This window comes from Stenotrophomonas sp. (assembly GCF_059505245.1).
Genome location: NZ_JCACKF010000045.1, coordinates 124002 through 147463, shown reverse-complemented (window position 1 = coordinate 147463; position 23462 = coordinate 124002). Strand labels below are relative to the sequence as shown.

The following is a 23462-nucleotide window of genomic DNA, read 5'->3' as shown; positions in this document are numbered from 1 at the left end:
TGCCACCGTCAGGGCATGTCAACGCGGCCCTTGGCCATTACTGCCCGACCAGCGCCAGTGTTTCGCGCTCGCGCTGCTCCTCGCGCACCAGTCGCTGCAGCAGCAGGGCCAGGGTGACCACGTCCTGATGGTTGTGGTCGGCCACCCGACGCAGGTTCACCGCATCGCCGCCGCGCAGGAAACGCAGCCATGCGCCCGGGGCTTCGGAGCCAGGCAGGTCATCCTCGCGCACCACGCGCAGCAGCTGGCGCTCAATGGTGGACAGCTTGCAGTTCTCCCACGTGCCGCGATAGCGGCGGCGGGTCGGGTAGAGCAGGTCGACGTGATCCAGCGCGCTGATCGGGCAACGCTGGCGGGCCAGCCGGTAGCGCGTCTTCAGCAGCGGCGCATCGTAGCTGCGCCCGTTGTAGCTGCAAAACACGGTGGACGGCTGCAGCCAGCGGGCGAAGGTGGCCAGCATCGCTTCCTCGGCGGCCATCGTCGACATCAGCAACTGGCGGATGCGCAGGCCTTCGCCACGCTGCGGGCACACATGCCAGTCGGCGGCGCCGATCATGAAGGCGCGGGTGCCAGTGCCGCCGGCCAGGCCGGTGGTCTCGGTATCGAAGAACAGCAGGTCGCGCGCGGCGACGTGCTCGTGCTCGCGCCTGGCGAAAGCCAGGGAAAGCGGTTCTGCGGGAATCGGTTGCGGCTGCAGCGACTCGATCAGGAACAGTCCCGGCGCGATTTCCTCGCCGGGGAGCTGGCGATCCTGGGCACTGGCGCGTGCCGGTGCGGCTCCACCACGCGAGCGCAGGCCGAGCAGGCGGTGCAGGCTGCCCACTTCCGGTCGACGCAACGGTGCGGCGGCCGTCACAGGCGCGGCAGCGCCGGTCGGCTTGTGGCGGATTTCCTGTTCGACCCAGGCGAACACCGAGCGCTCCGCCGGTGGCTGCCGTGCATCGTTGGCGGCTACCGGGGCCGGCGCCGGGGGGGGCGGTTCGGGTGCCACCGGCGTGACTGCTTTCGGGTCGCCGGCCTGCTTCCGCAGCAGGCGCAGCTTTTCCAGGCTCAGGCTCACGGTGCCAGCAGCTCCATCGGCTCGCGCGTGGTCACCACCACGTCGCGCACGTGCTGGCAGGCTTCTGCGTCGAACAGGTCGAGCACGCGCAGCGCCAGCGCGCGCGGCGAGGTTTCATCTTCCTCCTGTGCAGCCAGCACCGGGCCGACACAGGCCGGGCAACCGGCCTTGCAGTCGCAGCGCTGCACCAGTTCGCGCGCGCGCTGCACCAGCTCGGCCTGGCGCTGCCACAGCGGCTCGCTCAGGCCAACGCCGCCAGGAAAGTTGTCGTACAGATAAACGGTCGGCACGAACTCCTGCAGCAGCTCCACCGCGCCAGGGTCGCCTTCGCTGCCGCGCAGCTGGCCACGGCCGCTCTGGTCGGCGATCGCGAACCAGGCACCATCGCCGTTGCCGACTGACTTCTGCAGATCGCGCGCATCGGCCATCACCGCCACGGTGGCGACGATGTGCAGGGCATACGCGGCGCCGAGGAACCCATCCAGCGCATCCTGCTTGCTGGCGAACGCGCGCAGCAGCAGCGCCTGCGGCAGCTGCCACCACACCGCAGTGGTGTGCAGTTCCTGGTCGGGCAGGTTCACCGGCCCATAGCCGATGTTCTCGTGGGTGTAATAGCGGATCTTCTTGTAGCCGGCCACGCGACGCACCACGTGCACTTCGCCATGGTGCGAATCGCCACGGCCGGCCACGCCACCGTCGAAACGGTCCAGCACCTTGAGCTTGGTGAAGTCGATGCTGTCGGTGTAGTAATCCACATGCGTGCGGGTGACATAGGCCTTGCGGCCGTCCCAGTCCAGCGTCTCCACCTGGTAGGGCGTGGACTGCACCATGTGGATGGCGCCTTCGTACAGGGTGAGTGCGGCGGCGGAATAATCGACCTCGGCGATGATCTGCTGGCGGCCGTCGCTGCGGTCGACCACCACGAAGTTGCCGTCGGCCACCGCGCGCAGGCTCACCGCGTTGGCCGGATAGCTGTCGGCGATCCATTCCCAGCGCTCGCCTTCGCGGTGGATGACTTCGGTTTCGGCCAGCGCTTCCAGGAACACTTCCGGATCGATCGGGCCGAAGCCATCGCCAACCCGGAACGGCAGTTCGAAGGCTGCGCAGCGGATGTGGTCGAACAGGATCAGCGGCTGGTCAGGTGCAATGCGTGCATGTTCGGGCGAGGCCTCGGCGAAGAAGTCCGGGTGCCGCACCACGTACTGGTCCAGCGGCTGCGAGCTGGCCACCATCACCCCCAGCGCCGGCTGCTGGCGGCGACCGGCGCGGCCGAAGCGCTGCCAGGTGGCGGCCACGCTGCCGGGATAGCCATTGAGAATGACCACGTCCAGGCTGCCGATATCCACGCCCAGTTCCAGCGCCGACGTGCTGACGATGCCGTCGATGTTGCCAGCGCGCATCGCACGCTCGGTCTCGCGACGCTCGGTGGGCAGGTAGCCGCCACGGTAGGCGCGGATGCGCGGCGGCTTGCGCGGGTCGTGGTCGAAGATGTCCTTCAGGTACTTGGTCAGCACTTCGACCATCAACCGGGTCTGCGCGAACACCAGGGTCTTCAGCCCGGACTTGATCGCGATGCGCGCGATGCGGTTGCTCTGCGAGCGTGCCGAGGCGCGCAGGCCCAGGTCCGGATTGATCACCGGCGGGTTCCACAGCAGTACCTGTTTCGGTCCGCTGGGCGCACCGGATTCGGTGATCGCGGTGACCGGTGCCTCGATCAACGCCTCGGCATGCGCCTGCGGATTGCCGATGGTGGCCGAGCACAGGATGAACTGCGGTTGCACGCCGTAGAACGCGCAGATGCGCTTGAGCCGGCGCAGCACGTTGGTGACGTGGCTGCCGAACACGCCGCGGTAGGTGTGTACTTCGTCGATGACGATGTAGCGCAGGTTCTCGAAGAACTGCGCCCACTTGGTGTGATGCGGCAGGATCGCCTGGTGCAGCATGTCCGGGTTGGACACCACGATGTCGCCATGCAGGCGGATCGCCTGGCGCGCATCACCCGGGGTATCGCCATCGAAGGTGAAGGCCTTGACGCCCAGATCGCCGGCACGGTTGAGTTCCAGCAGCTCGGCCACCTGGTCCTGTGCCAGCGCCTTGGTCGGGAACAGGTACAGCGCCTTGGCCTTGTCCTGCATCGCCGCGCTGACCACGGGCAGGGTGTAGCACAGCGACTTGCCGCTGGCGGTGGGGGTGACGATGGCCACGTGCTCACCACGCTGGCTGGCCTCCCAGGCCTCGGCCTGGTGGCTGTAGAGCTGCTCGATGCCGCGTGCCTTCAGGGCCGCGGCCAGGGCCGGCGGTACCGCATCGGGAATGGGGGCATAGCGGCCCTCGCGGCCGGGAATGGCAAAGCTGCCGGTGATGCGGTCCTGGTAGCGGCGCTGCAGGCGCGCGCTGAGCAGGGCGCCGTCACGGGCGGGCAGGCCATCGCGGGTGGCGAGCTTCTGCTCGGCATCGGCGGTGCGCTTGGCGAGTTCGTAAGCCATGGAAAGTGGAGCCGGGACGGATTGCGAGGGGTCACATGGCACCACATCCACGTCTCATGATGTGAGACATCGCACACGGAGGGCGTGAACCGTTCAGTGCTAGCGTCCCGTGGCGCCGCCGCATCTCCCCTGGCTGAACAGCTGCCAGTGCAGCAACGAAATCTGAAGCCGGCATCCGTATCCTTGGGCGCTGGACGCAACCAACAGGGCGGATGGCTGTGGCACGACGTGGAACGCAGGGAGCACTCCTGGCCGGCATGCTGCTGGCCGGCATCGCGCAGGCGCAGCAGGCCGCGCCGGTGTCGGTGCCCGATCCTGCACCCGTTCCTCCTGCTGATGCCCCGGCAGCAGACACCGCGCCGATCTCCACCGCCCTGCCGCAGGACAACGTCACCACCCTCGGCGAGGTGCGTGCACTCAAGCCCGACGACGAGCCGCTGGACCTGTACCGCTTCAAGAACCCGGTGAAGTTCGGCGACAACCGCTTCAGCCGCGACTGGAGCGAGCCACCGTCACCGGAGCAGGTCAGCATGGGCGGCGGCTACATCATGATGGGCGTGGTCAAGGGCGTGCTGGCGGCGGGCCGGGGCCTGAACAAGCTCACCGGTGGCCCCGACCAGATCCAGTCCGCCATCGCCCGGCCACCGCCTGAGCTCAGTGCCGAACAGCGGCAGCGTGCGCTGCGGTTCTCCCAGCAGCAGGATGCCGGTGATGCACCGCCGGTGAAGTAGGCCGGTATATCCTGCCGGTTCCTCAACCGATAGCGCTGCCATGTTCCTGCGTTCGTTCTGCCTGCTGGCTGCATTGCTGCCCGCGTCCGCCTTTGCTGCCGGCATCGCCGGTGATGGCGCGTGCCGCAATGGCGCGTTCCCCTCCGAACAGAGCCGGTTCGCGCTGGCGCGGGTGGTCGACGCACCGCGCCTGTATCTGCTCGGCGACATGGACGGGTGCCCCGCCAAGGGCGAACCGGCCTGCCGCCAGCGCAGCTATGTGGTCAACGGCGATACGGTGGTGACCGGTCGCGACCTTGGCCGCTACCGCTGTGCGTTCTTCCCGAACAAGGTGGGCGGCAGCGCCGGCTGGGTGGACCGCAGCAAGCTGCAGCCGTTGCCGGTGGCCGTGCCAACGCTGCAGGACTGGGTGGGCCACTGGAAAGACGGCGACAACGGCCTGCGCATCACCGTGCAGGGTGGACAACTGCATGTGGATGGCGACGCCTACTGGCCCTCTGCCAACCCCACGCCGGAACAGCGCCCGTATGGCCCGAACATGGGCCAGGTGGAAGCGCGCGCGACGCCGCGTGGTGCTGATGTCGAGTTCGTCGAGGACACGTGCCGGGTGCGCGTGCACTCGCTGGGCGAGGTGCTGATCGTGGCCGACAACAGCGAATGCGGTGGCATGAACGTGCGCTTCAACGGCGTGTACCGGCGCGCGGGGAAACGTTGAAGGACGCATGAGGGGGGGGCCAGTAGATCCACGCCATGCGTGGATGCTGTTTGCGATCCAATCGGTGGGGTCAGAGCCCTTTCGTGGACGAAAGGGATCCGACCCCGGGCTCAGCGCCGCCGCTCCAGCCACCACAGCAGCGATGCGCAGAGCACGAACGCCAGCCACCACGGCCAGCGCGAGCCCGGCACGGGCTGCATCATCGCCGTGTTCGTCGGCCCGCTGACGGCCAACGCCCGCGTGGTTGCATCGATCATCGCCTGCTGGTGCAGTGCAGGTGCGGCCTTCGGGTCGAACACATAGCGCCAGACCGTGGTGTCGCCGTGCTGCAGGCGCTGCCAACCCGCCTCGCGCGGCCACCAGCCGGCACAGCGCAGGGCTGACGTCGCGCCATCGACGATCAGCGGCGTGCCTTCGCCGCGCGCGTTGAAGACCTGCAGTGGCGCCTGCACGCCGCACAGCGCCTGCCGTTCGCCCGCCCAGCTGATCGGCTGTGGCGACCACAGCGCATCACTGCTGTCCTGCGCGCGCGCCAGCGTGGCGACGACGCTGCTCCAGAGTTCACCGTGGCGATCATCGCGCCCGGCCAGCACCCAGCGCCAGCTGTCGGTGATCGGCAGCAGGCCGATGCGACCCTTGCCGGCAGCGCGCCAGCCGCCGACAGCCTTGCCCGTCCCATCCCGCAGCAGGGCGTTGCTGCCTGGCGCCTGCAGGGCGAGTGCTTCCAGCGCGGGCAGGGGCGCATTGTGCGAGCTGCGGTCAGCGTCCTCGCCGTAGCCGGTCGGCAGCGTTCCGGCGGCGAGCGGGCCGCGTCGTGCGGCGAGGACCGCGCTGTCGCCGTCGCCGGGAAGTTCGAGGGCGTGGCTGCTGCCATCGCCCTGCACTGGCAGGCCCAGATCGCGGAGGCGCTGGCGCGCGCCGGCTGCAGGTGCGCCTGCACTGCGCAACAGAACGCCAAGGCCGTCGCGCAACGCCTGCCGCACGGCAGCCAGCTGGCCGGCACTCAATGCGGCCAGGCTGCGCTCGTCCAGCAGCAACAGATCGCTGCGCGCGAGTGACGCTGCATCCAGCGCGGCCGCGCCATCCCCCACGCTGACACCTGCCCCGGTATCGGCCTGTACCTGCACGCGGATGCCGGTATCGGCGGCCCAGCGGCGCAGGTACTTCAGCTCCGGGCCCGGCGCGCTGGCACGCACCAGCATGCGCAGCGGTGCCGCCGGCAGGGTCTGCTGCGGTACCGGCGCGCTGTCCACCACATGACCGCCGGCATCGAGCAGGCGCAGCTGGAACACGCTGCGGCCCTCGGCGCGGGCGATGCCGCTGAGCTGCACGCGACCGTCCTCGGCAACGTCCACGCGATCGACCACGCTGTCGGCGGGATCAAGCAGTTCCGCCTTGGCCTTGGTGACGCCGCGCGCCTGTGCATGCACGTCGAAGCGTGCGCCGGGCGCGGCGTCGGCGGGTGGCTGCAGCGCGATCCACCCGCGCGTCGGAGCTACCGGCTGCCAGCGCACGTCGCGTGGCAGTACCGCGTCGCGGTCACGCGCGACCAGGCCGGCACCGACCAGCGTCAGCGTGGAAGCCGGATGCTGGCGCAGCGCCGTGGCCAGGTCCGGCACGCGCTGGCCCCCGGGCACATCGGCAGCCTCCGGCAACAGCAGCCGCGGGCCTGCGCTGGCCGGCAGCGCGCCGGCCTTGTCGGCATCGATTCCCAGCACGACCAGGCCGACCGCGGGTTGCTGGCCGGTGGGCGGGACCAGGCAGAAGTACAGCAGCGTGGCAGCGATCAGCTGCAGCGCAATCACGATCCACTGGCGGCCACGACGCGCGGCATTGCCACGCAGCTGGCGCACGCTGGCGATGACCACGATCAGGGCGAGTGCCAGCGCAATCCACAGGTTCACAGCAGAGGCGTTCATGGCTGCGCCTCCAGCGCATCAAGGTACCGCTGCCCCATCGCATCGGCGGCACTGCGCCGCATCGCCTGCGGCAATGGACGCTGCAGCGCCCGCCACAGCTGCGCGCGCAGGCGCTGGCGGCAGTCGCGGCAACCGGGTTCGATGCGCAGCTGCTCGATGGCCGCGGCCAGGTCCAGCGCATCGGGCAGGTAGGCGGCGTTGCGCTGCTGCCAGGTGGCGAGTGCATCGAGATCGGGAGGGGCCGTGTCCTCGCCTAGGCGTTGCCAGGCTTCGATGATGGCCGGGTCGGGCGGCGTGCGTGCGGCCAGCGGCAGTTCGCGACTGGCCAGCCCGGCGCGATCGCCACCCAGCCGGCGCCCTTCATCGATCGGCGGCAGCTCCGGCCCGACCCGGGCCAGATAGATGCGTTCGGCCTGCTGCACCTGCTTGATGAACCCCAGTGCCTTGTAGGCGAACGGCAGTGCCTGCTCCGGACGGCCCTGGCGCAGCTCGCCTTCGGCCGACCACATCTGGTCCAGCGCGGCCTTCAGCGTGGCACGGGTCTGTGGGTCGAGCAGGGTCGCGGCCTCGGCATGGTCGTGGGTGTGGCCGTACTCCGACAGCACATCGGTGGCGCTGCCGAACACCGGTGGCGCATCGGCATTGGACGCCTTGCCGCCGTGATCGTGGCCTTGCTCATCGTGTGCTCCGGCCTCGGCGCCATGGTCGTGATCGTGCTCGTGCTCGTCGTCGTGGCTGTCTGCAGCCGGCGCATCGCTGGTGGGCAGGTCGCTGGTCGGCGGTGGCCTGGGTGCGCCCTCGCTCTCCTCGCCCAGGAACTGGCCGTAGCGCAGGCGCAGGATGCGCTGGTCGACACCGATCGCATCGCTGCGTTTCACGAAGTCCTCGGCGGCGAGGCTGCGTCGCTGCCGGATCAGCGCTTCGGCATCGATGATGATCTGCCGCTGGCTGCGGAAATAGGCCGGCAGGGTCTTCTTGATGCGGCCTTCCAGTTCGGCACCGAGTGCAACCTCGGCGCTGGGCAGGCGCAGGATCACGCTGCTGCTGCGCCCGGTCTGCGGTGTTGGCGCGTGGTTGTCGCGCACTTCCAGCTGGGCGATGACATCGTTGCCCGGTTGCGCGCCCAGCGCAGCCAGATCAAGCGTGTGGGCGAAACGCCGCGCGGTGGCTTCGCCGCTGCCGGCAAGCGTCACGCTGCGTTTCACGAAGGTGATGTTCTCACCGCTGCCCTGGGTGGTGGTGACCGACAGCGTTGCCTGCGCGGCTACGCCATAGTCGTCGGTGGCCTCGAAGCGCAACGACCACTGGCGTTGCCCGGGCGTGCCCAGCACCAGGCTGGCGGCCGGCTCCAGCACGCGTACGCCGGGCGCGCGGTCGGCGACCACGTCCAGACGATGCAGGTCGGTTCCGGCCAACGCCGGCTCGCTCACCACGCGGTACAGCACCGGCGTGCGCGCCACATCCTGTGCCTGCCACTGGCCATCGTGTTCGTTCAGCGGCAACCGGCGACCATCGTGGAACTGCAGCCATGCCTTGTCCGGTGCGCGATCGAAGCGCAACGACCACGACAGCCGGCTGTCGGCGGCGACCTTGGCATCCAGTGCGTTCTGGGTGAGCGTGGCTTGGCCGGTATAGGCCGGCGCGTCGATGCGCATGCGGGTGGACTGCAGGTGCAGTGGGCCCGCGGCAGCCGTGCTGCCAGGCGCCGCCGCACGGACCGGCGCGGAGCCGGGGCTGGAACGTGGCCAGCCGAATGCCAGCGCAACGATGGCCAGGCCTGCGATCCAGCACAGCGCCAATGCTCCACGCGGCCAGCGCGGACGCAGTTCCGGCATCGCGCGTTCCAGCGTGGCCAGCACATGCGCGCGCTGGCGCTGCTGCAGCGGATTGAGGGTAAGCGCATCGGCAAACAGCAGGTCGGCACTGTCCTCACTGGCGCCGCTGCCATCGAGCTGGCGCTGCAACCACTGCGGGTCCAGCTGGCGGGAGCGTGCCGTGGCGAGCGCTGCGCAGGCAAGCAGGCCGATGGTGCCGATCACGCAGGCGATATCGAAGCCCGCCAGGCGCAGCGCCAGCACCGTTGCGGCCAGCGCCCACGGCAGGCCCAGCAGCAGGGTGACGAGCGCACGGCGGCGGCGCGCGTGCTGCCAGGCGAGCTGCAGGGTGTTCATGCGGGCCCCCTGCGTCGATGACTGCTGGCCATCCAGCGTTCCAGCGCGAACAGCAGCACGATGGCCAGCAGCAACCACGGGGTGAGCTTGCGCAGCGGCGGCGTTGCCGCAGGCAGTGCTGCCTGGCGGGGGGCCTGGTCCTGGGCATCGCCGAGGCGTGGCAGTGGAGGCGGCTGCAGAGCCAGCAGCAGCGCGCGTGGCAACTGCGGATCGCGCAGCGCAGCGTTGCCTGAGGCATCCCAGTCGCCGGGCAGAGACAGCAGGACACCGTGGCCGATGCGTTGCTGCCACAGCAGCGGGGTGCCCTCGGTGTTGCGCAGCAGGATGCTGGCCTCGGCGGCAGGCTTGCCGGCAGTCACTACACGTCCGCCGTCCTGCAGCCACGCCTGCCAGTTTGCCGGCAGTGCGCCAGTGCGGCTCCAGACGCCGATCTCGCCGCGTTCGGGCAGCGCATCCGCCACCAGAGGCGCGAGCGGCGCCTGCCTGCCCCACGCGCGCTGCAGTGCATTCAACCAGTGCTGGACGACGGCCGATGCATCGCTGTGCACGCGCAGGCGCGGCAACGTTGCGGCACTCGGTTGCTCACTCACCTGTATCGGCTGCGGGCGCCACTGCACCTCGCGCGACAGCTGCAGGCGTGCGCCGTCCAGGCCGGGCAGGGGATCGGGAACGTGCACGGTCAATGCGGTGCCCGCAGGCAGCTGTGCGTCCAGTTCGCGCAGCAGGCTGGGCAGGGAAGCCGTGGACGCGGGTGGCACTTGATCAATGGCCGGGAAGCCGGGCGCCAGCCAATGCCAGTTGCCCGCTTCGGCGGTGCCGCGTAGTGCGGTCGCGTCCAGCCCTGGGGCTACGACCGTCCACGCAGTGGGGGCTGGCGCAGGCCCGGTCAATGCAGGTCGTGCCAGCAGCAAGGCCAACGCGGCAAGCAACAGCAGGCGCACCAGCAGCAACGGCCAGTCATCGAAGCGGATGCGCTGGCGCGGCCGGATCTGTGCACGCAGCCAGCGCAGCGCGGCGAAATCCAGCGGTGTGTACGGATGGCGGCGGGCGAGGTGGATCAGCAGCGGCAGCAACCCTGCAGCGAGCGCGGCCAGGCCCAACGGGAACAGCAGGGTCATGCGCCGCCCCTGCGGCCAAACAGTGCCTGCAGTGGTTGGTCCAGCGGCTGGTCGAGCCAGCCAGTGGCACTGGCGATGCCGCTGGCCTGCAGGCGCGACTGCAATGCGTTGCGTGCGTCAGCGAAGCGTTGCAGGTAGTCGGTGCGGATCGCCGCGCCATCGCCCAGCAGTTCCTCGCCGGTCTCCGGATCGCGGAAGCGATGGCCTGCGTCGAAGGGAAAGTCACGCTCGTCGGCGGTGAGGATCTGCAGCAGTGCCACTTCGCGGCGTGCGCTGGCCAGTTGTTCCAGCAGCACAATGCCGGCCTCGTCAAAACCGTCGCCGATCGCCAGCAGCAGGTCGCCCGGGCGCACGCGCTCCCACAGCGGGCGCAGGCGATCGGCCACAGGCCAGCCGCCACGCGCCTGCAGCGCATGCAGTTGCAGGTGCACGCGATCACGCTGGCGTGCGCCGTTCGCTGCGGGCACCAACTGCAGTCCATCGCCATTGATCGCCAGCAGGCCGAAACGGTCGCCCTGCTGCAGGGCCAGTTCCACCACGCAGGCGGCCACACCGCGCATGTGGTCCAGGCGGGTGCGCTGCGGTGCCGCGCGATCGGTCTGGCCGGCCGAGGCGGTGGCATCAAGCAGCAGCCAGACCGTGATCGGGCTTTCGCGTTCGGATTCGCGCACGAAGAAGCGGTCCGAGCGTGCATACAGCTTCCAGTCGATCTGGCGCAGCTCATCGCCTGGTTCGTAGGCACGGTACTGGGCGAATTCGAGGCCGGCACCGCGGCTGCGGCTGGCGTGCTGGCCGATGCCACTGGCGCCACTGGCCAGGCGTGGCCGCACGCGGAGCGTGCGCAGGCGCGCACGCAGCTCCGGTGGCAAGGTCAGCGGGGTACCGGCGTTCACGGGTGGCTCAAGCCGGGAACGGCACGGCCTGCAGCAGGGCGGCGACCACGTCGTCGGCACGCTTCTGCTCGGCCTCGGCGGCGAACGACAGCAGCAGGCGATGGCGCATCACCGGCGCGGCCAGTGCCTGCACATCCTCGCGGGTGGCGGCAAAGCGGCCCTGCAGCAATGCGCGCGCTTTTGCCGCCAGCACCAGCGACTGTCCGGCGCGCGGGCCCGCGCCCCACTTCACCCACTGGTTGATCGCGGCGGGTGCGCCTTCGCCTGGGCGGCTGGCGCGCACCAGGCGGGTGATCCAGGCCAGCACATCCGGGCTGACATGCACCTGGCGTACGGCGGCCTGCAGCGCGATCACCGCCTCTGCATCCATCACCTTCGGCACCGCGTCGGTGGCGCCGCCGGTGGTCTGTTCCAGGATCTGCCGCTCCTCGTCCTCGCTGGGGTAATCCACCAGCACGTGCAGCAGGAAGCGGTCCAGCTGCGCTTCCGGCAGTGGGTAAGTGCCCGCCTGCTCGATCGGGTTCTGTGTGGCCAGCACGAAGAACGGCGCCGGCAGTGCGTAGGTGGTGCCGGCGTAGCTGACCGTGCGTTCCTGCATCGCTTCCAGCAGTGCGGCCTGGGTCTTGGGCGGGGTGCGGTTGAGTTCGTCTGCCAACAGCAGGTGGGTGAAGATCGGGCCCTGCTGGAAACGGAAATGGCGATGGCCGGTGCCGTGGTCTTCCTCCAGCAGTTCGGTGCCGAGGATGTCGCTGGGCATCAGGTCGGGGGTGAACTGCACGCGCCGGAACTGCAGTTCCAGCGCCTGCCCGAGCGAGCGCACCAGCAAGGTTTTGCCGAGCCCGGGCGCGCCTTCCAGCAGGCAGTGGCCGCCGGCCAGCAGGCCGATCAGCAGCTGCTCGACCACGGTGTGCTGGCCCACCACGGCGCGTGCAAGCGCGGCGCGCAGCGCATCCAGGCGTGGCAACAGGGAATCGAGGTCGGGGGAAGTCATGGGCGTGCCGGTCCTATCAATTGTTCAACGCGTACATCACGATGTTGACGCCGAAGCGGGTGTTGTCTTCGGCCAGGAAACGCTTGTTGCGCCAGTCGTAGTCCCACTCGCAGCCGTAGTCCTTGTTGCTGTAGAGCAGCCCCAGGCGGCCATCGATCTCGATGCCCTTCAGGTAGTCGTGCACCAGGTCGTCGCCCCAGCCGTTGAGTTCGAAGCTGGTGGCCGGCGGGCCATCGGGGAAACGGAAGAAGCTGCGGTACAGCGGGTGGCTGTTGGGCAGCTTCTGCAGTGCCCTGGGACCAAACAGGCGGCCCATCTGTGCCTCGAACGAGGTGGCGAACAGCCCATCGATATCGTGGTTGCAGTCGTCGACGAAGACGAAGCCGCCATTGCGCACATAGCGCACGAAGTTCTGCCGCTCGGCGGCATTGAACTCCACCAGCGTGTGGCCGGCCAGGTAGCAGAACGGCGCTTCCAGCATGCGCGGGTCGGCCAGTGCCACCACGTGCTCCTGCGGGTCCACGCGCAGCGAGGTGTAGTCGATCAGCGAGGTGATCAGGTTGGACGGCATGCGCGCGTCCACGTCCCAGTCACCGGAGTCGTACTGCAGGCGGGTGAACCAGAAGTCGTAGCGCGAACTGCGCGGGCCTGCCTGTGCCCAGGCCGGCAGCGCCGCCGCCGAAGCGGCAGCGGCCAACCAGCGCAGGCAGGCCCGGCGATCCATCAGACAGCGTCGGACAGCGAGGTGAAGGTGAAATCGCGCAGCTTCATCGGCGGGATCATCATCACGTAGCTGGACTCATCACCGGCCACACGCACCGGCTTGCCCAGCTCTTCGATGTTGTTGAGCATGATCACCGGCGACTCGTTGAAGCGGAAGTTCTTCACCGGGTGCTTGATCTGGCCGTTCTCGATGTAGAAGGTGCCGTCGCGGGTGAGGCCGGTCAGCAGCACCGTCTGCGGATCGACCATGCGGATGTACCAGGTACGCGTGACCAGGATGCCCTTCTGGGTGCCACGCACCAGCTCGGCGGTGCTTTTGTCGCCACCGCTCATCAGCAGGTTGCCCGGCGAGGCCTTGGCGGTCTTGCCCTGCTTCTGCGCCCAGAAGCGCGAGTAGTCCAGGTTGGCGATCTTGCCGTTCTCGATGATGGCCATGCGCTCGCGCGGCAGGCCTTCGTTGTCCCACGGCAGCACCGGTGCGTCCGGATGCCACGGATCGGCGATCATGGTCACGCGCGGGTCGTAGACCTGCTCGCCCAGCTTGTTGCCACCACCCTTCTTCGACAGGAAGCTGCGGCCTTCATCGGCCGAGCGCGCACTGAAGAAGTTCATCATGAAGCTGATCAGGCCTGCCGCTGCGGCCGGCTCCAGGATCACCGTGTACTTGCCCGGTTCCAGCGCCTTGGCTTCGGCCGACTCGGTGGCCTTGCGCATGGCGATGCGGATGTCCTGGTCGGCCTTGAAGTCGGCCGCATCCTTCAGGTTGCGGCCGACCCAGCCAGAGCCGCGGCCATCTTCAGTGCGCACAGTGCAGGTGTAATCGAAGTTGGTGGTGCGCTGATAGGCGAAGTTGCCGTTGCTGTTGGCGGTGGCCTGGAAGCCCTGGCCGTCCTCGAGGAAGCCGGCGGCGATCAGGCCGTGACCACGGCACGGGGCGATCGAATCGGCGGCGACCTTGGCACGGAACGCCGGATCGATGGCAGCAGTGGATTCGCTGAAGGTGGGGCTGGCGCGGTAGCTCTGCTTGCCGATGGCCGGCATGAACTCCGGGTTCTCCGGGGCCAGGCGGGCCAGGTCTTCGGCACGGCGCACCACGCGTTCCAGCGCGGCATCGTCGAACTCGTTGATCGAGGCGGTGCCGACGCGCTTGCCGAAGGCGACGGTGACTGCCAGTTCGGTGTTGTCGACGATGCCACTGGTGGAGACATTGTTCAGCGCGAAGCGGATGTTGCCGCTGATCGCGCCGGCCAGCACGGCGGTGCACTCGTCGGCCTTGGACAGGGCGATGACCTTGTCGAGGATGGCCTTGGCCTGGGCTTCGGTGAAGATACTCATGGTGTAAGGGCTCCTGACCGGTCAGCCGAGGCTGCGTGCGGTGTTGATGACGTTGATGCCGTTGAAGCGCGCGGTGGACGAGCCGTGCGAGACCGCCGAGACCTGTCCCGGCTGGCCCTTGCCGTCGAAGAACGAACCGCCCAGGCGGTAGTCGCGTTCGTCGGCCACGGCGGTGCAGGCGTTCCAGAACTCCGGCGTGCGGATCTGGTAAGCCACGTCTTCCAGCATGCGGGTGATCTGGCCGTTCTTGATCTCGTAGAACAGCTGGCCGCCGAACTGCGCGTTGTAGCGCTGCTGGTCGATCGAGAACGAGCCATCACCGATGATGTAGATGCCGTTCTCCACGTCCTTGATCAGGTCCGGCACGCTCAGCGGCGTCTTGCCCGGTGCCATCGACACGTTGGCCATGCGCTGGAACTGCACGCTGGACCACGAGTCGGCATAGCAGCAGCCGTCGGACTCGGTCTTGCCGAGGATGTGGGCCTGGTCGCGGATGGTCTGGTAGTCCACCAGCTTGCCGTTGCTGATCAGCTCCCAGCGCTTGCACTTCACGCCTTCATCGTCGTATGCCACCGCGCCGAGGCTGCCGGGCTGGGTCTTGTCGGCGAAGATGTTGACCAGCTCGCTGCCGTACTGGAAATGCTGTTCGCGCTTGTCCAGGGTGGCGAAGCTGGTGCCGGCGTAGTTGGCTTCGTAGCCGAGCACGCGGTCCAGTTCCAGCGGGTGGCCGATCGACTCGTGGATGGTCAGCCAGGTATGCGACGGATCGAGCACCAGATCGTACTTGCCCGGCTTCACCGACGGGGCCTTCAGCTTTTCCTGCGCCTGCCGGGCGGCGGCGATGGCGTCTTCCTTCATGTCGTAGGAAGAACTGTAGTTGACCACGCCATTCGGGCTGACCACCTTGCCGGCGGCGGCGCCGTCCAGGTACTCGTAGCCCAGGCCCATCGGCGAGGACAGGCCCGAACGGGTGCGGAACTTGCCGCTGCTCTTGTCGATGGCGGTGACCGTCATCGGCGCCCAGATGCGGTGCACGTCCTGGTCGATATAGGAACCATCGGTGGAAGCAAAGTACTTCTGCTCGTTGACCAGGAACAGCATCGAGTTGACGAAGCTGGCACCAGCGCCCATTGCGGCAGCGTTGACGTCCAGCAGCAGGCCGACCTTGTCCTTGATCGGCACCTCCATCGCATTCTTGCGGATCGGCGTGCGCCAGCTCACTTCACCCACGCCCGGCGCCTTGGCCAGCTGCACCGGTGCGGTCTGCACGCCGGCATTGGCCTTGGCGATGGCCGCCGCCTGCTGCGCGGCCCTGGCCACGTCAGCGGTACCCAGTGCGTTGGTGGCGGCGAAGCCCCAGGCGCCGTTGACGATCACGCGGATGCCCACGCCGGTGGACTCGGTGTTCACCACGTTCTGCACCTTGTCCTCGCGGGTGATCACGAACTGCCGCAGGTAGCGGCCGATGCGCACGTCGCAGTAGGTGGCACCGGCGCTGCGCGCCGCCTGCAGCGCCGCGTCGGCCAGGCGCTTCTTCAATGCCGGGTCGAGGCTGGACTGCAGCTGCTCGGCGGCGATCACCTTGCCGAAGAAGGAGGGCACGATCAGCCCGCCCGCGGTAAGCCCGGTCAGGGCCAGGAAGTCACGTCTTTGCAAGGCTGCTCTCCATGTCGAAGGATGGGTGGCTCAAGCGCCGAGACTGCGCGCGGTGTTGATGATGTTGATGCCGTTGAAGCGGGTGGTGGACGAACCGTGCGAGACCGCCGAGACCTGGCCGGGCTGGCCCTTGCCGTCGAAGAACGAACCGCCCAGGCGGAAATCGCGTTCATCGCAGATGGCCGTGCAGGCATTCCAGAATTCCGGCGTGCGGATCTGGTAGGCCGCATCCTCGATCATGCCGGCGATCTTTCCGTCCTTGATCTGGTAGTACAGCTGGCCACCGAACTGCGCGTTGTAGCGCTGCTGGTCGATCGAGTACGACCCCCGGCCGTGGATGTAGATACCGTTCTCCACGTCCTTGATCATGTCCTCGACGCTGAGCGGCTGCTTGCCCGGCGCCAGCGAGACATTGGCCATGCGCTGGAACTGCACGCTGGACCAGGAATCGGCGTAGCTGCAGCCATGCGATGCATCGCGGCCGAGGATATGGGCTTCATCGCGGGTGGCCTGGTAATCGACCAGGATGCCGTCGCGCACCAGGTCCCAGCGCTGGGTCTTGACGCCCTCGTCGTCGTAGCCGACCGCACCGAGGCTGCCCGGCTGGGTCTTGTCGGCGAAGAAGGTGACGATGTCGCTGCCCCAGCGGAAACCCGCATCGCGCTTGTCCAGCGTGGCGAAGCTGGTGCCGGCGTAGTTGGCTTCGTAGCCGAGCACGCGGTCCAGCTCCAGCGGGTGGCCGACGTTTTCGTGGATGGTCAGGAACAGGTTGGACGGGTCCAGCACCAGGTCGTACTTGCCGGGCTTCACCGACGGCGCCTTCAGTTTCTCGCGCGCGTGGCGGGCGGCCGCAATGGCGTCCTCGACCGGGTCGTAGGAATCGCGGTAAGCGGTGATGCCACCGGGCAGGTGCACCTTGCCGCGCGCATCGCCATCGAGGAACTCATAGCCCATGCCCATCGGCGAGGACAGGCCGGCGCGGGTGCGGAACCTGCCGCTGGCCTTGTCGATGGCGGTGGCGGTGAACGGCAGCCAGATGCGATGGATGTCCTGGTCGATGAACGAGCCATCGCTGGAGGCGAAGTACTTCTGTTCGTTGACCAGGAACAGGGTGGAATTGATGTAGTCGGCGCCCGCATCCAGCGCGGCGGCATTGAGGGCCAGCAGCAGTTCGACCTTGTCCTGGATCGGCACCGCCATCGCGTTCCTGCGGACGGGGGTCTGCCAGCGCACCTCCCCGACCGGCGGCGTCGGCGCCAGCTGCACCGGCCGGGTCTGGATGCTGGCGTTGGCGCGGGCGATCGCGGCCGCCTGCTCGACCGCAGCGCGTACGGCGGCCTCGGTCTGCTGGTGGGTGGCAGCGAAGCCCCAGGCCCCGTTGACGATCACCCGCACGCCCACGCCGGACGATTCGCGGTTGGTCACGTTGCCGACCTGATGCTCGCGGGTGATGACCGACTGGTTGAGGTAGCGGCCGATGCGCACATCGCAGTAGCTGGCCTTGGCCGTGCGTGCGGTGGCCAGCGCCACGTCCGCCAGGCGCCTGCGCTGGAGGGTGTCGACCGGGGCGAGCAGTTGCTCGGCGGCGATGGCACGGGAATGCGGCAGCAGCAGGCCCGCCAGGCCCAGACCGGAAAAAGCCAGGAACTCACGTCGTTGCACAGCGTTTCTCTCTCTCGCTTGCGTGCGGCCGGCAATGGGCCGAGCCGATCACGTCAACCACTCGACTTTCGCCAGCGCGGGGCATCCGGGCAAGTGACTGCAGTCATGGTTGGGGGTGTTTCGGCAGGGCTGCGCCCTGCACCGGCTCAATGCAACGGCAACAGCAACGGCCAAAGCCAGAGTCAGAGCGGCATTCCGTGGGATGGCGGGGCGGTGTGGGTGGGCAGGACACGCCGTAAACCCCCCTCCGGGGTCCGGCCCAGCCGCTGGCGGCTGGGCGTTCGGGCGCTTGCGAAGCAGTGCTTCGCAAGCAAAGCGCCCTCACCCATGGGGGCTCGATGGCGCCATCCATGGCGCCAACGGTCCTGCCCACCCACACCGCCCCGCCTCTGACAGATTCCGTGCGCTGCTGGTAGGTGTCGACCTTGGTCGACACATCTGTCAGATATCGAATGAAATTCGGGGTCAGATCCGTTTTCCTGCGGAAAACGGATCTGACCCCAAGAGTGTTTCCGACAGATCGCGGCCAACTGTCGAAGGCGGGGTGGGTCCGGTGGCAGGGGCGTGAGCGCCATGGATGGCGCGACCGAGCCTCCATGGACGATTTACGGCGTCCCCTGCCACCGGATCCACCCCGCCATCCCTCAGGAAGCCCGCTGTTGCTGTTGCTTTGGCTGTTGCCGTTGCTGTGGCTTGAAGCAGGTGCAGGGCGCAGCCCTGCTCAGAACACTCCCTCGTGCACAATGGGCCGACCCCGCCTGGACACCGTCCTGATGTCGAGCAAGCCGCATTCAGAAGCCTGCGAGCGCAACCGCGAACCGATCGCCGCCGCACTCGACCCGTGGATGGGCGACCGCCATCGGGTGCTGGAAATCGGCAGCGGCACCGGGCAGCACGCGGCCTTCTTCGCCGAGCGTTGGCCCTGGCTGCGCTGGCAGCCCAGCGACCATCCGGACCATCTGCCCGGCATCGAGGCCTGGCGCGCGGAAGCGGCGCTGCTGAACCTGCTGCCGCCGGTGGCGCTGCAGGTGGAACTGCCACCGGCGCCTGGGCTCAGCCTGCCACAGGGCAGCACGTTCGACGCCGCGTTCAGCGCCAACACGTTGCACATCATGAGTTGGGCGCACGTGCAGGCGTTGTTCGCCGCGCTGCCATCGGTGCTGCGTCGCGGCGCGCTGCTGGCGGCGTACGGCCCGTTCAACTACGGCGGCCGCTACAGCAGCGACAGCAACGCGCAGTTCGATGCCTGGCTGAAGGCGCGCGACCCGCGCAGCGGCATCCGCGATAGCGAAGCGGTGCAGGCGCTGGCCGCCGACCACGGATTCACCCGCCTGGGGGATGTGGCGATGCCGGCCAACAACCGCCTGCTGCTGTGGCGGTTGGGGTAAACCATCGGTAGTGCCGGCCGCTGGCCGGCAACCGATTGCCGGGATGAATGCCGGCCAGCGGCCGGCACTCCCCTTCAAGCCACCTGCACGATGTGCAGCGCCTTCGGATTGCGCCACTGCGCCAGCAGGGCTGCTTCGCGCGCCTTGGCCTGCTCGAAATGCGCTTCCTTGACGTGGCCGAAGCCGCGGATGTGCTCGGGGATGCTGGCAATCTCCACCGCCAGGGCCAGGCGGTCGTCATCCAGGCCGTCCAGCAGTACCTGCACGGTGGCCTCGTAATCGCCGATCAGCTTGCGCTCCATGCGGCGTTCCGCGGTGCGCCCGAATACGTCGAAGCGGCCGCCACGCAGGAACTTCAGCCTGGCCAGCAGGCCGAAGGCCTTGAACATCCACGGGCCGTATTCCTTCTTCAGCAACCGGCCCTGCTCATCCTTCCTGGCGAACAGCGGCGGCGCCAGGTGGAAGCGCAGCTGGTAGTCGCCCTCGAACTGCTGCTGCAGGCGGCGCTGGAAGTCGCCGCTGGTGTACAGGCGGGCCACTTCGTACTCGTCCTTGTAGGCCATCAGCTTGAACAGGTAGCGGGCCACGGTCTCGGTCAGCGCAGTGGAGCCGCCGATGCGGTCGGCTTCGGCGGTGCGCACGCGCTCGACCAGGCTGCGGTAGCGGTTGGCGTAGGCAGTGTCCTGGTACTCGACCAGGAACGCGGCGCGGCGCTCGATCATTTCATCCAGCGAGCGCGACAGGCGGGCGTCATCCAGCGGCAGGAACGCCACGTCGCCACCGTGCGAGGGCAGGCCGCGCAGTTCGCGTTCGTCGCCGGTGTTGCGCGGTGCCGCAGTGGCACCCCATTCATTGCCCTCCCACTCGCCTGGCGGCAGCGGATGCAGCGGGCCCGGGGTGGATTCGGCATCGGTGTGGCGGTTGCGCACCAGGCCGGCGGCCTGCTGCACGGCCTGCGGATCGACCACGGCCAGGCGGCCCCACGCAAAGGCCTGCTGGTTCATCGCCACGGCGGCGCCATTGAGCTCGATGGCGCGCATCAGTGAGTCGAACGACAGCGGCACCAGGCCCTGCTGCCAGGCGTAGCCGAGGATGAACAGGTTGGCGGCGATGGCATCGCCCAGCAGCGCGGTGGCCAGCTGGGTGGCATCGAGCAGCAGTGGTTCCTGGCCGCCCAGTGCCACGCGCACGCCGGCGATGATGTCGGCGGCGGGGAACTGCATGTCCGGGCGCGTGGTGAACGTGCCCGGCATCGCTTCGTAGGTGTTCAGCACCACCTGCGAACGGCCGGCACGCACCTTCGACAGCGCCCAGTAATCGTTGACCACCACCATGTCGCAGCCCAGCACCAGGTCGGCTTCACCGGCGGCGATACGCACGGCGTGGATGTCTTCAGGGCGACGGGCAATGCGGATATGCGTGGTCACCGCGCCGCCCTTCTGCGCCAGGCCGGTCTGGTCGAGCACGGTCGCGCCCTTGCCTTCCAGGTGGCCGGCCATGCCCAGCAGCGCGCCGATGGTCACCACGCCGGTACCGCCGACGCCGGTGATCAGGATGTTCCAGGGCTGTTCCAGGCTGCCGTGAAGGGTCGGTGCCGGCAGGTTGTCCAGCAGCGTGGACGCATCGCGCTTGCTGCCCTTGCGCGGCTGGCCACCGTGCACGGTGACGAAGCTCGGGCAGAAGCCGTTCACGCAGGAATAGTCCTTGTTGCAGTTGGACTGGTCGATCTCGCGCTTGCGCCCGAACTCGGTTTCCTTCGGCAGCACCGACACGCAGAAGCTCTTCTTGCCGCAGTCGCCGCAGCCTTCGCAGACCAGCGAATTGATCAGCACCCGCTTCTGCGGGTCTTCCAGCTTGCCGCGCTTGCGGCGGCGGCGCTTCTCGGTGGCGCAGGTCTGTTCGTAGATCAGGATCGAAACACCCTTCACTTCGCGCAGGCGCTTCTGCACTTCGTCCAGCTCGCTGCGGTCATGGAACTCGACGTCGCTGGGGAAGTGCTCGCGCTGGCCGGTCCACTTGCCGATGTTGTCCGACAGCACCACGATGGTGTGGATGCCCTCGGCACGCATCTGTTTTGCAATGTCCGGCACGCTCAGCGGGCCGTCCACCGGCTGGCCGCCGGTCATCGCCACCGCATCGTTGTAGAGAATCTTGTAGGTGATGTTGACGCCGGCGGCGACCGCCTGGCGGATCGCCAGCGAACCGCTGTGGAAGTAGGTGCCGTCGCCGAGGTTCTGGAACACGTGCGGGGTATCGGTGAATGGCGCCTGCCCGGCCCAGGTCACGCCTTCGCCGCCCATGTGGGTGAAGGTATCGGTGCTGCGGTCCATCCAGGTCACCATGTAATGGCAACCGATGCCGGCCAGCGCACGCGAGCCTTCCGGCACGTTGGTGGACGTGTTGTGCGGGCAGCCGGAGCAGTAGTGCGGCACGCGCGGAAAACTGGCGCGCGGCAACGCAAGTTCGGCTTCCTTCTCCTGCATCCACTGCAGGCGCTGCTCGATCGATGCGTTGTTGAAGAACTTCTGGATGCGGCGACCGATCACGCCGGCGATGGTGGCCGGGGTCAGTTCACCGGTGGACGGCAGGATCCACTCGCCGCTCTCGTCGTACTTGCCGACGATGGACGGGCGCTGGCCCCAGCTGGCCGGCCAGTTGAAGAACTGTTCCTTCATCTGGCGCTCGATGAAGGCACGCTTCTCCTCCACCACGATGATGTCTTCCAGGCCCTGCGCGAAGCGCGCGATGCCCTGCGGCTCCAGCGGCCACGTCATGCCGACCTTGTACACGCGGATGCCGATGTCGGCGCACGCCGTTTCATCCAGGCCCAGGTATTCCAGCGCCTGCAGCACGTCCAGGTAGCTCTTGCCGGTGGTGACGATGCCCAGCCGCGCCCGCGGCGCATCCATCACCACCTTGTCGATGCCATTGGCGCGGGCGAACGCCTGTGCAGCCTTCACCGCATAGCGGTGCAGGCGCATTTCCTGGTCCAGCGGCGGGTCCGGCCAGCGGATGTTGAGGCCGCCGGTCGGCATCTCGAAGTCTTCCGGCAGCACGATGCGGCGCGCCATCGGATCGACCTCGACCGAGGCCGACGATTCCACCGTCTCGGCGATCGTCTTGAAGCCGACCCAGCGGCCGGTGTAGCGGCTCATCGCCCAGCCCAGCAGGCCCATGTCCAGGATGTCCTGCACGCCGGCCGGGTTCAGCACCGGCATCATGGCGCTGACGAACTCGTCCTCGCTGCCATGCGGCAGGGTTGAACTGCGGCAGGCGTGGTCATCGGCGGCCAGCGCCAGCACGCCGCCATGGCGCGAGGTGCCGGCGGCATTGGCGTGCTTGAACACGTCGCCGCAGCGGTCCACGCCCGGGCCCTTGCCGTACCACATGCCGAACACGCCCTGCACGTTGGCGCCGGGGAACAGGTTGGTCTGCTGGGTGCCCCACACCATGGTGGCGCCCAGGTCCTCGTTCAGGCCGGGGGTGAACTTCACCTTGGCCGCGTCGAGGTGCTTGCGCGCGCGCCACAGCTCCAGGTCAAAGCCGCCCAGCGGGCTGCCACGGTAGCCACTGACGAAACCGGCGCTGTCGATGCCTTCGTGCGCGTCGCGCAGCCGCTGCATCAACGGCAGTTTCACCAGCGCCTGCACGCCACTCAGGTAGATCCGCCCCTCGTTGCGGGTGTACTTGTGGTCGAGCGTGTAGTCACGGTCGATCAGGTCGGCGGAAGAGGGCGAAGTGAGTTGCGCGGTACTGGTCATGGCTGGCCCGGTCAGGATCGGCTGGCACCGGCCGCGTGCAGGCACGCGGCGGGAAAGGCGCGAATTGTAGCAGCGAGGCCCGACCGGCCCGGCACTCGCGCCGGCGGCCATGCTGGGGTTAGGATCGGGGAGAGAGAGGGAGGCTGCGGTTGCGGCCTGGGGAGAAGGGATGTCAGTTGCAGCAAAGATCCTGGGCAGCATGTTGCTGGTCTCGGGAACGGCCCCCGTGTGGGCCGCGCCGGCGGTGCCGGCACCACAGGAGTTCTACTTCGACAGCGATGCGGCCGCCGTGCCGATGGTCGTGGTCCAGTCCGACGGGGATGCGCTGGTGGCGCAGCTGCTCAAACAGCGCGAGCGCGGCCGGCGTACCGTGGAGGCCACCGTGCAGCTGGCGTCGGTGGCCATTGCGCAGGGCCGAACCGAGCTGGGTGAACAGCTGTATCGCGAAGCACTGAAGGATGCGCCGGTGCAGGGCAGCCTGGGCCGTAGCGTGCGCTGGAATTACGGCTGGGACCTGCTGCGTCAGGGCCAGCCCGAAGCCGCCCTGGAGCAATGGCAGGCTGCTGCCGGTGGTTCGCTGAGCAAGCCGGGCTGGCTGCCACCCACCTATGCGCTGGCGCTGTGGCGGGCCGGGCGGAAGCAGGAGGCGGTGCAGTGGTATGCCGCAGCGGTGCGTACCGAGCCGACGCAATGGAGCGACAGCAGCCGCTTTGCGCAGTTGTTGCCGTTGTGGCGTGACGACGAGCGCGCCTCGCTGGCGGAAGTGCAGCAGGCCTGGGCGGCCGCGCCGCCGGCCTGGCCCTGAGGGAAGGGGGGGGCCGGGTTGCACCCGGCACCCGCAGAGGCAACGGCT

General features: G+C 68.4%; 16 protein-coding genes. 4 read left to right on the top strand and 12 right to left on the bottom strand.

All coding sequences use genetic code 11. From position 1 onward, the window contains the following. Positions 1 to 37: 37 nt before the first annotated feature. Both AC5JLE_RS18290 and AC5JLE_RS18285 read right to left on the bottom strand, forming a co-directional pair. Positions 38 to 1060 (bottom strand): ribonuclease H-like domain-containing protein, encoded by a 1023-nt coding sequence (locus AC5JLE_RS18290; RefSeq protein WP_496065522.1) that lies wholly within the window; start codon positions 1058 to 1060, stop codon positions 38 to 40. Continuing rightward, positions 1057 to 3546: a DEAD/DEAH box helicase gene (locus tag AC5JLE_RS18285; protein WP_014645468.1), complete on the bottom strand. Its 2490-nt coding sequence runs from the start codon at positions 3544 to 3546 to the stop codon at positions 1057 to 1059. Before AC5JLE_RS18285 ends, AC5JLE_RS18290 begins: the two co-directional genes overlap by 4 nt. 212 nt (positions 3547 to 3758) lie before the next feature. Between AC5JLE_RS18285 and AC5JLE_RS18280 the strand changes: the two genes are divergently transcribed. Then, positions 3759 to 4277, top strand: coding sequence for a hypothetical protein (locus AC5JLE_RS18280; RefSeq protein ID WP_180834749.1), 519 nt, complete (start codon positions 3759 to 3761; stop codon positions 4275 to 4277). Positions 4278 to 4317: 40 nt separating this feature from the next. Beyond that, the gene (locus AC5JLE_RS18275) at positions 4318 to 4992 is read left to right on the top strand and encodes a hypothetical protein (protein ID WP_014645470.1); all 675 of its coding nucleotides are present in this window, start codon (positions 4318 to 4320) and stop codon (positions 4990 to 4992) included. Positions 4993 to 5102: 110 nt separating this feature from the next. Here the strand turns inward: AC5JLE_RS18275 and AC5JLE_RS18270 are convergent, their stop codons facing one another. From AC5JLE_RS18270 to AC5JLE_RS18230, 9 genes are read right to left on the bottom strand one after another with little or no spacing between them, the layout of a single operon-like run. Beyond that, positions 5103 to 6911 carry a hypothetical protein gene (locus AC5JLE_RS18270; protein ID WP_496065521.1) on the bottom strand — a complete coding sequence of 603 codons (1809 nt, stop codon included), beginning with the start codon at positions 6909 to 6911 and terminating at the stop codon, positions 5103 to 5105. After that, a complete protein-coding gene (locus tag AC5JLE_RS18265; protein ID WP_496065520.1) occupies positions 6908 to 9082 on the bottom strand; it encodes a hypothetical protein in 2175 nt (724 codons plus the stop codon). The genes AC5JLE_RS18270 and AC5JLE_RS18265 overlap by 4 nt, the downstream gene beginning before the upstream one ends. Then, positions 9079 to 10200: a BatA domain-containing protein gene (locus AC5JLE_RS18260; RefSeq protein ID WP_496065519.1), complete on the bottom strand. Its 1122-nt coding sequence runs from the start codon at positions 10198 to 10200 to the stop codon at positions 9079 to 9081. Before AC5JLE_RS18260 ends, AC5JLE_RS18265 begins: the two co-directional genes overlap by 4 nt. Beyond that, a complete protein-coding gene (locus tag AC5JLE_RS18255; RefSeq protein WP_164167003.1) occupies positions 10197 to 11093 on the bottom strand; it encodes a DUF58 domain-containing protein in 897 nt (298 codons plus the stop codon). Before AC5JLE_RS18255 ends, AC5JLE_RS18260 begins: the two co-directional genes overlap by 4 nt. A 7-nt stretch (positions 11094 to 11100) precedes the next feature. After that, complete coding sequence (locus AC5JLE_RS18250) at positions 11101 to 12084, bottom strand: AAA family ATPase (RefSeq protein ID WP_496065518.1); 984 nt, start codon at positions 12082 to 12084, stop codon at positions 11101 to 11103. 16 nt (positions 12085 to 12100) lie between these two features. Beyond that, positions 12101 to 12808 carry a DUF4159 domain-containing protein gene (locus tag AC5JLE_RS18245; protein WP_032957605.1) on the bottom strand — a complete coding sequence of 236 codons (708 nt, stop codon included), beginning with the start codon at positions 12806 to 12808 and terminating at the stop codon, positions 12101 to 12103. Continuing rightward, positions 12808 to 14142: a TldD/PmbA family protein gene (locus AC5JLE_RS18240; protein WP_014645476.1), complete on the bottom strand. Its 1335-nt coding sequence runs from the start codon at positions 14140 to 14142 to the stop codon at positions 12808 to 12810. Before AC5JLE_RS18240 ends, AC5JLE_RS18245 begins: the two co-directional genes overlap by 1 nt. A gap of 21 nt (positions 14143 to 14163) precedes the next feature. Then, positions 14164 to 15798, bottom strand: a complete 1635-nt coding sequence (locus tag AC5JLE_RS18235; protein ID WP_100450864.1) for a TldD/PmbA family protein — start codon at positions 15796 to 15798, stop codon at positions 14164 to 14166. 30 nt (positions 15799 to 15828) lie between these two features. Beyond that, complete coding sequence (locus AC5JLE_RS18230; RefSeq protein ID WP_049419130.1) at positions 15829 to 17460, bottom strand: TldD/PmbA family protein; 1632 nt, start codon at positions 17458 to 17460, stop codon at positions 15829 to 15831. 773 nt (positions 17461 to 18233) lie between these two features. Between AC5JLE_RS18230 and AC5JLE_RS18225 the strand changes: the two genes are divergently transcribed. Further along, entirely contained in the window at positions 18234 to 18848 is a 615-nt protein-coding gene (locus AC5JLE_RS18225; protein ID WP_032961616.1) for a DUF938 domain-containing protein, read from the top strand. Between the two features lie 74 nt (positions 18849 to 18922). Here the strand turns inward: AC5JLE_RS18225 and AC5JLE_RS18220 are convergent, their stop codons facing one another. Continuing rightward, positions 18923 to 22609, bottom strand: a complete 3687-nt coding sequence (locus tag AC5JLE_RS18220; RefSeq protein ID WP_496065517.1) for an indolepyruvate ferredoxin oxidoreductase family protein — start codon at positions 22607 to 22609, stop codon at positions 18923 to 18925. A 169-nt stretch (positions 22610 to 22778) separates the two neighbouring features. Between AC5JLE_RS18220 and AC5JLE_RS18215 the strand changes: the two genes are divergently transcribed. Further along, positions 22779 to 23414, top strand: coding sequence for a tetratricopeptide repeat protein (locus AC5JLE_RS18215; RefSeq protein ID WP_080281912.1), 636 nt, complete (start codon positions 22779 to 22781; stop codon positions 23412 to 23414). Positions 23415 to 23462 lie beyond the last annotated feature (48 nt).